At 67.6% G+C, this 13,252-nt stretch carries 12 protein-coding genes; 10 read left to right on the top strand and 2 right to left on the bottom strand.

From position 1 onward, the window contains the following. The first annotated feature begins 103 nt into the window (after positions 1-103). The 4 genes from ACFIMZ_RS12795 to ACFIMZ_RS12780 are packed head-to-tail and all read left to right on the top strand — an operon-like array spanning position 104 to position 5,026. Positions 104-2,191 carry a TonB-dependent receptor gene (locus ACFIMZ_RS12795; protein ID WP_431822486.1) on the top strand — a complete coding sequence of 696 codons (2,088 nt, stop codon included), beginning with the start codon at positions 104-106 and terminating at the stop codon, positions 2,189-2,191. A 2-nt stretch (positions 2,192-2,193) separates the two neighbouring features. Next, positions 2,194-2,997 carry an ABC transporter ATP-binding protein gene (locus ACFIMZ_RS12790; RefSeq protein ID WP_431819838.1) on the top strand — a complete coding sequence of 268 codons (804 nt, stop codon included), beginning with the start codon at positions 2,194-2,196 and terminating at the stop codon, positions 2,995-2,997. Between the two features lie 5 nt (positions 2,998-3,002). Continuing rightward, positions 3,003-3,977 (top strand): ABC transporter substrate-binding protein, encoded by a 975-nt coding sequence (locus ACFIMZ_RS12785; RefSeq protein WP_431819837.1) that lies wholly within the window; start codon positions 3,003-3,005, stop codon positions 3,975-3,977. Beyond that, complete coding sequence (locus tag ACFIMZ_RS12780) at positions 3,974-5,026, top strand: FecCD family ABC transporter permease (protein WP_431819836.1); 1,053 nt, start codon at positions 3,974-3,976, stop codon at positions 5,024-5,026. Before ACFIMZ_RS12785 ends, ACFIMZ_RS12780 begins: the two co-directional genes overlap by 4 nt. Positions 5,027-5,058: 32 nt before the next feature. Here the strand turns inward: ACFIMZ_RS12780 and ACFIMZ_RS12775 are convergent, their stop codons facing one another. Then, a complete protein-coding gene (locus tag ACFIMZ_RS12775) occupies positions 5,059-5,658 on the bottom strand; it encodes a TetR/AcrR family transcriptional regulator (protein WP_431819835.1) in 600 nt (199 codons plus the stop codon). A 105-nt stretch (positions 5,659-5,763) separates the two neighbouring features. On the opposite strand from ACFIMZ_RS12775, the gene ACFIMZ_RS12770 reads away from it, so the two are divergent. Further along, positions 5,764-6,897, top strand: a complete 1,134-nt coding sequence (locus ACFIMZ_RS12770) for a thiolase family protein (RefSeq protein WP_431819834.1) — start codon at positions 5,764-5,766, stop codon at positions 6,895-6,897. Between the two features lie 45 nt (positions 6,898-6,942). Here ACFIMZ_RS12770 and ACFIMZ_RS12765 read toward each other — a convergent pair whose 3' ends face one another. After that, complete coding sequence (locus tag ACFIMZ_RS12765; RefSeq protein ID WP_431819833.1) at positions 6,943-7,071, bottom strand: hypothetical protein; 129 nt, start codon at positions 7,069-7,071, stop codon at positions 6,943-6,945. 425 nt (positions 7,072-7,496) lie between these two features. Here ACFIMZ_RS12765 and ACFIMZ_RS12760 point away from each other — a divergent pair, with 425 nt between their 5' ends. The 5 genes from ACFIMZ_RS12760 to cyoD all read left to right on the top strand — a co-directional run bounded on the left by ACFIMZ_RS12760 (position 7,497) and on the right by cyoD (position 13,075). Further along, entirely contained in the window at positions 7,497-9,026 is a 1,530-nt protein-coding gene (locus ACFIMZ_RS12760; RefSeq protein WP_431819832.1) for a complex I subunit 4 family protein, read from the top strand. A gap of 201 nt (positions 9,027-9,227) precedes the next feature. After that, positions 9,228-10,115 carry a ubiquinol oxidase subunit II gene (gene cyoA, locus ACFIMZ_RS12755; protein ID WP_431819831.1) on the top strand — a complete coding sequence of 296 codons (888 nt, stop codon included), beginning with the start codon at positions 9,228-9,230 and terminating at the stop codon, positions 10,113-10,115. A gap of 3 nt (positions 10,116-10,118) precedes the next feature. Beyond that, a complete protein-coding gene (gene cyoB / locus ACFIMZ_RS12750; protein WP_431819830.1) occupies positions 10,119-12,128 on the top strand; it encodes a cytochrome o ubiquinol oxidase subunit I in 2,010 nt (669 codons plus the stop codon). Further along, the gene (gene cyoC / locus ACFIMZ_RS12745; protein WP_431819829.1) at positions 12,128-12,742 is read left to right on the top strand and encodes a cytochrome o ubiquinol oxidase subunit III; all 615 of its coding nucleotides are present in this window, start codon (positions 12,128-12,130) and stop codon (positions 12,740-12,742) included. The genes cyoB and cyoC overlap by 1 nt, the downstream gene beginning before the upstream one ends. Next, the gene (gene cyoD, locus ACFIMZ_RS12740; RefSeq protein WP_431819828.1) at positions 12,743-13,075 is read left to right on the top strand and encodes a cytochrome o ubiquinol oxidase subunit IV; all 333 of its coding nucleotides are present in this window, start codon (positions 12,743-12,745) and stop codon (positions 13,073-13,075) included. It begins immediately after the preceding gene. Positions 13,076-13,252: the final 177 nt, after the last annotated feature.

Genomic DNA, 13,252 nt, shown 5'->3' with positions numbered 1-13,252 from the left:
CGACACGCGGCGACGCAGCCGGCCGCGCGGGAGCGGGGCGGCCTGGCTGACGCACACGCTCAAGCACACGCGACGCGGCTGCACGACGATGCTGACCTGCGCGATGACAAGTTCCGGCGCGCTTGCCGCGGAGGCCGCAGCGGCCGATGCCGCCCCGCACGCGCTGCCGGCGATCAACGTTACCGTGCAAGGCGCGCCGCTCGATCCGCTGTCGCGCGTGCTCGACACCGGTTCCCGGCTCGGCCTGTCGAGCCTCGATACGCCGGCGAGCGTCGAGACCGTCACGGCAGAGGCGATCGCCGCGCGCGGCGACCACACGGTGCTCGACGCGGCGACCCGCGCGACCGGCTTCTCGAGCGCGGCTTCGCCCGGCAACGGCGGCACCGCGCTGAGCGTGCGCGGCTTCGGCGGCCAGGAGTCGGTCACGACGCTGCTTGACGGGGTGCGGCTCCTGCCCGCCGCAGGGACGATCACGTTTCCGTTCGATGCGTGGTCGGTCGAGCGCATCGAGGTGCTGCGCGGTCCGGCGTCGGTGCTGTATGGCGAGGGCGCGATCGGCGGCGTCGTGAACGTGGTGCCGAAGCGGCCGCAGTCCGTTCGCGAGACGACGCTGCAGACGGGCTTCGAGACCGGCGGCGGCAAGCGCATCGCGTTCGACACGACGGGCGCGCTCGGTTCGCGGCTGTCGTACCGCTTCTATGCGAGCGACGTGCGCGCGAACGGCTTCGCGGAACGGGCCGATACGCATACGACCGCGTTCGGCGGCGCGTTGAAATTCGATGCGAGCCCGCAACTCACGCTGACGCTCGATTACGACTACGGTCGCCAGAAGCCGGCGACTTACTACGGCGTGCCGGCCCCGAACGGCGTGCTCGATCCGACGCTGCGCAAGCTCAATTACAACGTCGGCGATGCGACGATTGCCTACTACGACCAGTGGACGCGGCTGTCGGCCGCGTACCGGCCGACGGCCGGCGTGCGAATCGACAACCAGTTCTACTACCTGACGTCCAATCGCCACTGGCGCAATGCCGAGTCCTACGCGCTCGATGCGTCGACCGGCCGTGTGACGCGCAGCGACTACCTCGAGATCGGTCATCACCAGCGGCAGATCGGCGATCGCGTCAGCGCGCGGCTCGACGGCCGGCTGCTGGGCCGCGCGAACCGCTTCGTGATCGGCGCGGAATTCAACCAGATCACGTTCGACGGCAGCAACAACTCGCCGTATCGCGGCGAATCGACGGTGGACGCGCATGGCTTCGATCCCGGCGTGTTCGCGAGCCCGGATCCGACCGTGCCGCAATTCAGCACACGCACGCGCCAGGCCGCGATCTTCGCCGAGAACCGTCTCGAAGTGCTGCCGCGCGTCGCCTGGGTGAGCGGGCTGCGCTACGACCATGTCGCGTACCGCCGCGAACAGGCGGCCACGGGCGCCGGCTTCGACAAGCGCTTCGCGAACGTCGGCTGGCGCACCGGTTTCGTGTTCGAGGTCACGCCGTCGCTGTCCGCGTACGCGCAATACACGACGGGCGCCGAGGGGCTCGGCTCGCTCGTGACGCTGTCGGCGTCGCAGGCGAACTACCGGCTCGCGACGGGCGAGCAGTGGGAGGCGGGCGTCAAGCAGACGCTCGCCGACGGCCGCGCGTACTGGACGTTCGCCGTCTACGACATCACGAAGCGCAACCTGCTCAGCACCGACCCGTTCAATCCGGCGCTGCGCCAGCAGGTCGGCCGGCAGTCGTCGCGCGGCGTCGAACTGACGGGCGGCGCGCGGCTGCCGCACGGCTGGACGATCGACGCGAACGTCGCGCTGCTGCGCGCGCGCTACGACGAATTCAACCAGACGAGCGGCGGCGTCGCGGTTTCGCGGGCCGGCAGCGTGCCCGCCAACGTGCCGCAGCAGACCGCGAATCTGTGGCTCGGCTGGGCGTTCGCGGAGGGCTGGCGGGCGAATGCCGGCGTGCGCTATGTCGGCCGCACCTACGGCGACGATGCGAACCGCGTGTCGACGCCGTCGTACACGGTGTTCGACGCGTCGCTGCTGTGGCGCGCGACGTCGCGCGTCGACCTCGCGCTCTATCTGCGCAATCTCGCGAACCGCACGTATGCGGTGACGACGTCGAACGGCGGCGAGCAATGGCTGCTCGGTCCCGCGCGCTCGGCGGAGCTCGTCGCGACGCTGCGCTTCTAGCGATGACGGTACGCACGCCGACGCCGATGCTGTCGATCGATCGCGTGAGCTGGTCGCCCGCCGGCGTGCCGACCGTGCTCGACACGGTGTCGCTTGCGATCGGCGCGGGCGAGTTCGTCGGGCTCGTCGGCCCGAACGGCAGCGGCAAGACGAGCCTGCTGCGCTGCGTGTTCCGCTACACGCGGCCCGACCGCGGCAGCATCGCGCTCGACGCGCAGGACGTCTGGCGCATGCGGCCGCGCGCGGTCGCGCAGCGGGTCGCCGTGCTCCAGCAGGAAACGCCCGACGACTTCGGGCTGACCGTCGACGAGCTCGCGTGGATCGGGCGCACGCCGCACAAGGGGCTGTTCGACGCGGACACGGACGACGACGCCGGAATCGTCGAGCGCGCGCTGCACGACGTCGGCCTGCTGGCGCGGCGCGCGCAGTCGTTCGCGTCGCTGTCGGGCGGCGAGAAGCAGCGGGCGCTGCTGGCCCGCGCGCTCGTCCAGCAGCCGGAGCTGCTGCTGCTCGACGAGCCGACGAACCATCTCGACCTGCGCCATCAGCTCGAACTGCTCGCGCGGGTGCGGCGCCTCGGCATTCCGACGCTCGCGACGATTCACGATCTCAACCTCGCGGCTGCATACTGCGACCGGCTCTACGTGCTCGCGCACGGCGGGGTGGTCGCGTCCGGCGCGCCGGACGACGTGCTGACGGAAGACATGCTGCGCGACGTGTTCGGCGTCGCCGCGCTCGTCGACCGTCATCCCGTCACGGGCCGGCCGCGCATTACGCCTCTTCATACGCCGCTTCATCCGGAATGACTGTCATGCCGATCCCCGTCCTGCGGCGCCTCGTCGCCGCCGTCGCGCTGGGCTGCGCCGCCGCGCACGCAAGCGCCTATCCCGTCACCGTGCGCAGCTGCGGCCGGGACGTGACGTTCGACCGCGCGCCGGCCCGCGCCGTGAGCAACGACGCCAACCTGACCGGGATGCTGCTCGCGCTCGGCCTGAAGGACCGGCTCGCCGGGTATACGGGCATCGGCGGCTGGAAAACCGGCAACGGGCGGCTGCGCGCCGCGCTCGCCGGCGTGCCCGAACTCGCGAGCCAGTATCCGTCGCTCGAGGTGCTGGTCGCGGCGCGCGCCGACTTCTACCTCGCCGGGTGGGGCTACGGGATGAACGTCGGCGGCCCGGTGACGCCCGATACGCTCGCGCCGTTCGGCATCCGCACGTATGAACTGACGGAGTCGTGCTCGCATGTGATGTCGCGGCCGCCCGCGTCGTTCGACGACGTGTTCCGCGACCTGCAGAACCTCGGCCGCATCTTCGCGGTGGAAGCGCGCGCCCGGCAGGTCGTCGATGCGATGCGCAAGCGGCTTGCGGCGGTTGCGCGCACGGTCGCCACCGCCGGGCCGCCGCTGCGGGTGTTCGTCTACGACAGCGGCACCGACAAGCCGACGACGGCGGGCGGCCTCGCGATGCCGACCGCGCTGCTGGCCGCGGCCGGCGCGCGCAACGTGATGGACGACCTGCCGCGCAGCTGGACGCAGGTGAGCTGGGAGAGCGTCGTCGAACGTGATCCGCAGGCGATCGTGATCGTCGACTACTCGGCCGTGACCGCCGAGCAGAAGATGCGCTTCCTCATGAGCCAGCCGGCGCTGGCGCGCGTCGCCGCGATCCGCGACCGGCGCTTCGTCGCGATTCCTTACGATGCTGCGACGCCGGGCCCGGAGAACGTCGCGGCCGTCGAGACGATTGCGCGCGCGCTGTATCCGGCCGCGTTCGCGCGCGCGCCGCGATGAGCGCGCCGCTCCGGGTCGCGCGGCTGCGCGCGGGCATCGCGCTGCCGCTGCTCGCCGCGCTGCTGGCGATGTCGGTCGTGCTGTCGGCCGCGTTCGGGGCAGCGCCGATCGCGGCCGCGCAGGTTGCGCGGATCGTCGTTGCGCATGTCGCGGTCGCGTTCGGCCATGCGGCGCCGCTTGATGGGGCGCTCGGGGGGAACCTCGGCGACGACAGCATCGTCTGGCTGATCCGGATTCCGCGCGCGCTGCTCGCGGCGCTCGTCGGCGCGACGCTCGCGAGCGTCGGCGTCGCGCTGCAGGCCGCGACCGCGAATCGACTCGCGGATCCGCACCTGCTCGGCGTCAGCGCCGGCGCGATGCTCGGCGCGGTCGCCGCGACGCTCGGGTTCGGCGCCGCGTTCGGGCCGTTCACGCTGTCGATGGCCGCGTTCGCGGGCGCGCTCGCCGCGACGGCCTGCGTGATCGCGCTCGCGTACCGGCGCGGCCGGCTCGAATCGGACCGGCTGCTGCTCGCGGGCGTGTCGGTATCGTTCATGATGGCCGCGCTCGGCAATCTGATGCTGTATCTCGGCGATCCGCGCGCGACGGCGTCGGTGCTGTTCTGGATGCTCGGCGGCGTCGGCCTCGCGCGCTGGGACCTGCTGCCGGTCCCGGCCGTGTGTGCGGTGCTGGCAGGCGGCGCGCTGGTTGCGCGGCGCCGCGAGCTCAACGCGCTGATGTCGGGCGACGTCGCGGCGGCGGCGCTCGGCGTGCCGAGCGCGCGCATGCGCCGCGAGGTGTTCGTGATCGCGTCGTTCGCGACGGGCGCGATGGTCGCGGTGAGCGGCGCGATCGGCTTCGTCGGGCTGGTGACGCCGCATCTGTGCCGGCGCATCGTCGGCGCGGAGCATGGCCGCCTGCTGCCCGTCGCCGCGCTGACGGGGGCGATCCTGCTGGTGTGGGCCGACGTGGCCGCACGCACGCTCGCGGCGCCGGAGGATCTGCCGATCGGCGTGGTGACCGCGTTGTTCGGCAGCCTGTTCTTCGTCGTGTTGCTGCGGCGGAATTGACTGCGGGAAGCGGGCGTTCGGGCGCGCGCCGTTCAGCCTTCCTGGCCGGTCGACGGCGCCGGCATCCAGCGTGTGAACGACGCGAGGGTCGCCGCGAGGATCTCTTCGGAAAATTCACGGTCGTTCACCACGCGCGAAAGCGTCAGCGCACCGATCATGCCGGCGCAGACGGCCAGCGCGCGTTCCCGCCTGACGGCCGCCGTGCGTCCGGGGACGTGGCGCGCCAGCACGTCCGCCAGCGCGCGCAGCCCGTGCTCCATCGCGTCACGCACGTCGCTGCCCTGGCGCGCCGCGTCGGCGCTCAGCGCGGCCAGCGCGCATCCTTCGCCGGGCTGGTCGCGATGCCGGGCCGACAGATAGCGGCTCGCGATCGCTTCCAGCGGCTGCTCCGGCGCGCGCGCGGCCCACTTTGTCCACTGTTCATGTGACTGCTCCAGCGCGCGCGCGCTGGCCTCGGCCATCAGTTCCTCCTTGGAGTCGAAATGGCCGTAGAAGCCGCCGTGCGTGAGCCCGACGGCCTTCATCAGGTCCGCGACGCCGATCCCCGCAAATCCCCGCTCGCGAAACAATTGCGCGGCGGCGTCGAGAATGCGTTCGCGGTTCTCCGCCATCTGCTCCTTGCTGACTTTCATGAATGCGTGCTCCGTCGGTGAACGTGTGATCAGGATGCCACTTTACATGATGACCGTCATTTGTTTTAATCATGATGTCCATCATTTAAAAAGGATGAAATCGCCATGAATGCACTGATCAGCGCGTATGCTCGTTCCCCGTTCCATTTCGCGAAAAAGGGGGCGCTTGCGGGCGTGCGTCCCGATACGCTGGCCGCCGAGGTGGTCAAGGGGCTGCTGAATTCGGCCGCCGTGGATCCGGCGCTGCTGGAAGACGTGATCGCCGGATGCGCGTATCCGGAGGCCGCGCAAGGCAACAACATCGCGCGCATCGTGTCGTTGCTGGCCGGCCTGCCGCAGTCGCTCGGCGGGATGACGGTCAATCGCTTCTGCGGGTCGTCGATGTCGGCGATCCACATCGCGGCCGCGCAGATCGAGGCCGGACTGGGTGACGCCTATCTGTGCATCGGCGTGGAGTCGATGAGCATGGTGCCGCAGGGCGGCTTCAACTTCTCGCCGAATCCGGCGCTCGACGAGCAGACCGATGCCTATATCTCGATGGGCGAAACGGCCGAGAACGTCGCGCAGCGCTATCAGGTCGCGCGTGCCGACCAGGAGGCGCTCGCGCTGGCGTCGCATCGCAAGGCCGCCGCCGCGCGCGCCGAAGGCCGGCTGCGCGACGAGATCGTGCCGATCCGCGTCGACTCCGGCGAGACCGTCGCGGAGGACGGCTGCATCCGGCCCGGCACGTCGCTCGACGCGCTGGCGGCCCTGCGGCCGGCGTTTCGCGACGGTGGCGTCGTGACGGCCGGCACGGCGTCGCCGTTGACCGACGGCGCGTCCGCGGTGCTGGTCACGAGCGAAGCGTTTGCCGTGCGCCAAGGGCTGCAGCCGCTCGCGCGCATCCGCGCGATGGCAACCGCCGGCGTGGATCCCGCATTGATGGGCATCGGCCCGGTGCCGGCGACGCGCAAGGCGCTGGTGCGCGCCGGGCTGTCGGCCGCTGATCTCGATGTGGTCGAGATCAACGAGGCGTTTGCGTCGCAGGCGCTGGCTTGCGTTCGCGAACTGGGATTGAACCTGGAAACGGTCAATCTCGACGGCGGCGCCTTGGCGATCGGCCATCCGCTCGGCGCGACCGGCGCGCGGATCACGGGCAAGGCGGCCGCGTTGCTGAAGCGTCTGCGCGGGCGCTATGCGCTCGCGACGCAGTGCATTGGCGGCGGACAGGGCATTGCGACCGTGCTGGAGGCTTTGTAGGGCAGGCGCCGGCGTACGCCGATCCGCGCCCGCGCCGCATTCATTTCACTGCGCAAGCCTGCTGGCGGCGATGCTGTCGGTAGGCGGCATCGCCGCCGTCATGGGGGGCGACAGCGATATGCGCGGCGCGCTCGGCAGTTGCCCGCAGCCGATCACGAGTACGGCGAATCGCATCGTCCGTCGGGATGATCAGAAAGAATAATGAAATATAAATGAAAGAAAATGCGCTTCGAAATTTGATGCGATGAATGTCATCGGGCGCAATCCGCCGGACATGTCGGCGACTTTTCGTCTCAAAAAGGTCGCATCCCGTTCATGATCGATTGATTTATCGTTGCTGCTTCGCACAAATAAGTACAAGAAAATCAACGATTTGACGCGGCTGTTCGCGACACATGCTTGCTGCGCTGCAAAAAATAATCAATCGCTTTATGCTGGTTAACCCCGGCTGCGCTTGACCGGCATCAAGCTTTCGCAGGATGCCGCTTTACATTTGCCCGACACCGGAGATCCACGAAATATACCTTTCAAGTCTATTTCGTTCCTTTCGCTGCGCCTGTCCCCGATCCAGCGCGCGGCACTCTCAGGGCTTTACTGACATGCAAGCTTTCCCCATTCTGAGCCTGGCCATCTGGGTTCCGATCCTGTTCGGCGCGTTCCTGCTGCGCGCCGGTTCCGACCGTCACCCGCGCCGCACGCGGCTGATCGCGCTTGCCGGCGCGCTCGCCGGGCTCGCGGCCGTCGTGCCGCTGGTCGCGGGCTTCGACACGCATTCGGCCGCGATGCAGTTCGTCGAGCACCGCGACTGGCTCGCGGCGTTCGGTGCGGGCTGGCGCCTCGGGATCGACGGCGCGTCGCTGTGGCTCGTCGTGCTGACCGCCTTCACGACGCTCGTGATCGTCGTCGCGTCATGGGAGTCCGTCTCGGTGCGCGTCGCGCAATACCTGGCGTCGTTCCTGATCCTGTCGGGACTGATGGTCGGCGTGTTCGCGGCGCAGGATGGCCTGCTGTTCTTCATCTTCTTCGAAGCGACGCTGATCCCGCTCTACCTGCTGATCGGCACGTGGGGCCGTGAAAACCGCGTGCATGCGGCGGTGAAGTTCTTCTTCATCTCGTTCGCGGGCTCGCTGCTGCTGCTGATGGCGATGCTGTACCTGTACGCGAAGTCGCACACGTTCGACATGAGCGTGTGGCGCACGCTGCAGCTCGGCTTCGCGCCGCAGCTGCTGGTGTTCCTCGGCTTCTTCGCGGCCTTCGCGGTCAAGGTGCCGATGTGGCCGGTTCATACGTGGCTGCGCGACGTCTACTCGGACGGCCCGACCGGCGCCGCGCTGATGCTCGGCATGCTGAAGCTCGGCGGCTACGGCTTCCTGCGCTTCGCGCTGCCGATCACGCCGGACGCGAGCCATTTCTTCGCGCCGGCCGTGATCGCGCTGTCGCTGTTCGCGATCATCTACGCGAGCCTGCTCGCACTCGCGCAAACCGATCTCGGCAAGCTGCTCGCGTATTCGACGGTCGCGCACATGGGGCTCGTCACGCTCGGGCTGTTCCTGTTCAACCGGATCGGCGTCGAAGGCGCGATCGTGCAGCTCGTGTCGTACGGCTTCGTCGCGGGCGCGATGCTGCTCTGCGTGAGCGTGCTGTCCGACCGCACGAACACCCGCGCGATCGCGGAGTACGGCGGCGTCGCGAACGTGATGCCGCGCTTTGCGACGTTCGCGCTGCTGTTCTCGATGGCGAACGTGGGGCTGCCCGGCACGTCGGGGTTCGTCGGCGAGTTCATGATCATCATGGGCGCGATCCGCTTCAACTTCTGGATCGGCGCGCTGGCGGCGCTGACGCTGATTCTCAGCGCGTCGTACACGCTGTGGATGCTCAAGCGGGTCGTGTTCGGCAAGGTCGCGAGCCCGCGCATCGCGCAACTCGTCGACCTGAACCGCCGCGAGATCGTGATGTTCGCGTCGCTCGCGCTGATCGTGCTGATGGTCGGCGTCGATCCGAAGCCGTTCACCGATGCGATCGATCCGACGGTCGCGCGCCTGATCGACGAGGCCGGCCAATCGAAGGTGCCGGACGGGGACGGCACGACGCCGGCGCAGTCTTCGTTCGTGGCGTCGGTGCGCGACTGATCGCCGTGACGCCGGTGTGTCGGGGGCTGCCTGCGCGCATGCGTCGCAGCCCCGCGACAATCTGACACACAGCAAATTTTGCAATGATCATTTGCCGCATTTGTTGATTTTAAACAAATCCAGCCGCCTTAAGATGCCGCCACTTTCGTGGATCGAATGCGCATCGGGCGTGGATGGATTCATAGACAACCAGGCTGTGTAATGAAAAGAAAGGCTTTGAAAGGCGCGTCGAGACTGCTGCCGCTCGCCGTGACCTTGAGTTTGTCCGGCTGCAACCTCGACGTGCTGAATCCGAAGGGCAGCATCGGCGCCGCCGAGAAATCGCTGATCGCGACGTCGACATGGGCGATGCTGATCGTCGTCGTGCCGGTGATCCTGCTGACGCTGTACTTCGCGTGGCGCTACCGCGCGTCGAACCGCAACGCGACGTATGCGCCGGACTGGTCGCACTCGACCGCGATCGAGGTCGTGATCTGGACGGTGCCGACGCTGATCATCCTGTTCCTCGGCATCCTCACGTGGAAGACCACCCACGAGCTCGACCCGTACAAGCCGCTCGAGTCGTCGGTCAAGCCGATTGACGTCGAGGTCGTCGCGCTCGACTGGAAGTGGCTGTTCATCTATCCGGAGCTCGGCATCGCGTCGGTCAACCAGCTCGCGATTCCGGTCGGCACGCCGGTGAATTTCCGCATCACGTCGGACTCGGTGATGAACTCGTTCTTCATCCCGCAGCTCGGCGGCCAGGTCTATGCGATGGCCGGCATGCAGACGCGCCTGCACCTGATCGCCGACGAAGCGGGCGATTACGCGGGCACGTCCGCCAACTTCAGCGGCCGCGGCTTCTCCGACATGAAATTCCGCACGCTCGCCGAACCGCGCGAGCAGTTCGATGCATGGGTGCAGAAGGTGAGGGCGTCGTCCGACCGGCTCGACATGACCGCGTACGGCACGGTCGCGCAGCCGAGCGAGAAGGCGCCGGTGCGCTACTTCTCGTCGGTCGATCCGAAGCTCTTCCACAACATCATCGCGAAATACAACGATGGCCACGTCCTCGACCTGAAGGACGCCGCCTGCGGCACGAAGGGATAACGCATGTTCGGCAAACTCACACTTTCGGCGATCCCGTTCGATCAGCCCATCATCATGGGGGCGGGCGCCTTCATGGGGCTCGTCGTGCTGGGCATTCTCGCCGCACTGACGATCACCGGCCGGTGGAAATGGCTGTGGAGCGAATGGCTGACGTCGGTCGATCACAAGAAGATCGGCGTGATGTACATCATCGTCGCATTCATCATGCTGCTGCGCGGCTTCGCGGACGCGATCATGATGCGCCTGCAGCTCGCGCTCTCGTACAACGCGCCCGGCTTCCTGCCGCCGCATCACTATGACCAGATCTTCACCGCGCACGGCGTGATCATGATCTTCTTCATGGCGATGGTGTTCATGGTCGGCCTGATGAACCTGATCGTGCCGCTGCAGATCGGCGCGCGCGACGTCGCGTTCCCGTTCATCAACTCGCTGAGCTTCTGGATGACGGCGGTCAGCGCGATCCTGATCAACATCTCGCTCGTGATCGGCGAGTTCGCGCAGACGGGCTGGCTCGCGTATCCGCCGCTCTCCGAGCTGCAGTACAGCCCGGGCGTGGGGGTCGACTACTACCTGTGGGCGCTGCAGATCTCCGGCGTCGGCACGTTGCTGACGGGCGTCAACTTCTTCGTGACGATCATCAAGATGCGCGCGCCGGGCATGTCGCTGATGAAGATGCCGGTGTTCACGTGGACCGCGCTGTGCACGAACGTGCTGATCATGGCGTCGTTCCCGATCCTGACCGCGACGCTCGCGCTGCTCGGCCTCGACCGCTACTTCGGCATGCACTTCTTCACGAACGAAGCCGGCGGCAACGCGATGCTGTACCTGAACCTGATCTGGGCGTGGGGGCATCCGGAGGTGTACATCCTGATCCTGCCGGCGTTCGGGATCTTCTCGGAAGTCATCGCGACGTTCGCGAAGAAGCCGCTGTTCGGCTACAAGACGATGGTGTATGCGACCTGCGCGATCATGGTGCTGTCGTTCCTCGTGTGGCTGCATCACTTCTTCACGATGGGCTCGGGCGCGAACGTCAACGCGTTCTTCGGCATCATGACCATGATCATCGCGATCCCGACCGGCGTGAAGGTGTTCAACTGGCTGTTCACGATGTACCGCGGCCGGATCGAATTCACGACGCCGGTGCTGTGGACGATCGGCTTCATGGTCACGTTCACGCTCGGCGGGATGACCGGCGTGATGATGGCGATTCCCGGCGCGGACTTCGTGCTGCACAACAGCCTGTTCCTGATCGCGCACTTCCACAACGTGATCATCGGCGGCGTGCTGTTCGGCTATCTCGCGGGCTTCAACTACTGGTTCCCGAAGGCGTTCGGCTTCAAGCTGAACGAGAAGCTCGGCAAGGCCGCGTTCTGGTTCTGGCAGGTCGGCTTCTACGTCGCGTTCGTGCCGCTCTACGTGCTCGGCTTCATGGGCATGACGCGCCGCCTGAACCACTATGACAACCCGGCGTGGCATCCGTGGCTGCTCGTCGCCGCGTTCGGCGCCGTGCTGATCGCGATCGGCATCGCGTGCCAGCTGCTGCAGCTCGTGGTCAGCATCCGCAACCGCAACCTGCCGCAATACCGCGACACGACGGGCGACCCGTGGGGCGGCCGCACGCTGGAATGGGCGACCACGTCGCCGCCGCCGGCGTACAACTTCGCGACGATCCCGCAGGTGCGCACGCTCGACGCGTTCGCCGACATGAAGGCGCGCGGCGAAGGGCAGGGGAAGAGCGCGGCGTACCGCGACATCCACATGCCGTCGAACACGAGCGCCGGCCTGTTCGTCGGTGTCTTCAGCCTCGCGCTCGGCTTCGCGCTCGTGTGGCACATCTGGTGGCTCGCGATCGCCGGGCTGGCCGGCATCGTCGCGACGCTCGTGATCTACAGCTCGCGCAATAACGACGGTTATTACATTCCCGCCTCCACGGTGCGGCGAATCGAAGAGCCGCGACACGCCGCGCGCACGACTGCGCCGCGCGTCGACGACGTGGAACTGGAGGCCAACTGATGTTGCAGAAAACCTTGAGCGCAAACCTGGTCGACCACGCGGACGACCACGACCATCCGCCGTCGCATTCGGTGTTCGGCTTCTGGCTGTACCTGATGACCGACTGCGTGATCTTCGCGGCGCTGTTCGCGACGTTCGCGGTGCTCGGCAACCAGTACGCCGGCGGCCCGAGCGCGAAGGACCTGTTCGACATTCCGGGCGTCGCGGTCGAAACCGCCGCGCTGCTGCTCTCCAGCATCACGTACGGCTTCGCGATGCTCGGCGCGCACCGCGGCAAGCGCGGCGCGACGCTCGCCTGGCTCGCGGTGACGTTCGTGCTCGGCGCGGCGTTTCTCGCGATGGAGCTGCGCGAGTTCTCGCACCTGATCGCGGAGGGCGCGGGCCCGCAGCGCAGCGCGTTCCTGTCGGCGTTCTTCACGCTGGTCGGCACGCACGGGCTGCACGTGAGCGCCGGTCTCGTGTGGATGATCGTGCTGGCCGCGCAGATCGCGTTCGGCCGCGAGCTGACCGAGCGCGACATGCGACGCCTGACGTGCCTGAGCCTGTTCTGGCACTTCCTCGACATCGTGTGGATCTGCGTGTTTTCCTTTGTCTATCTTGCGAGCGTGATCTAAATGGCCCATTCGCATTCGTCTCAACTCGAAGAAGGGCACGGCAGCGTCGGCAGCTACATCGCCGGCTTCATCCTGTCGGTGCTGCTCACGGCCGCGTCGTTCGGTCTCGTGCTCGGCGGCGTGCTGTCGCCGCATGCGTCGCTGATCGCGCTCGCGGTGCTCGCGCTCGTGCAGATCGTCGTGCACCTCGTGTACTTCCTGCACATGAACAGCTCGTCGGGGCAGCGCTGGAACGTGATGGCGTTCAGCTACACGGTGCTGACCGCGGCGATCCTGATCGTCGGCACGCTGTGGGTGATGCACAACGTGACCATGAACATGATGTCGCGGTAACGCGGCAGCGGTTCCCGAAAAAAGAAGAGCGGCACGCCATGTGCCGCTCTTTTTTTATTGCCCGTCCGCGCGCGGCACGTTTGCGCCGCTGCGCCATCAATCCCGCCGCCGGCGGCCGGAGCCCGGGCCGCATCGATGCGGCAAGGGGGCGTGAATGTTACAAGACGTTAGCGCGCC

The sequence above is a fragment of the Burkholderia sp. F1 genome (assembly GCF_050813845.1).
Taxonomy (GTDB): Bacteria; Pseudomonadota; Gammaproteobacteria; order Burkholderiales; family Burkholderiaceae; genus Burkholderia; species Burkholderia ubonensis.
The sequence above is the reverse complement of the archived record's forward strand: the minus strand, read 5'-3'. Positions and strand labels throughout refer to the sequence as shown.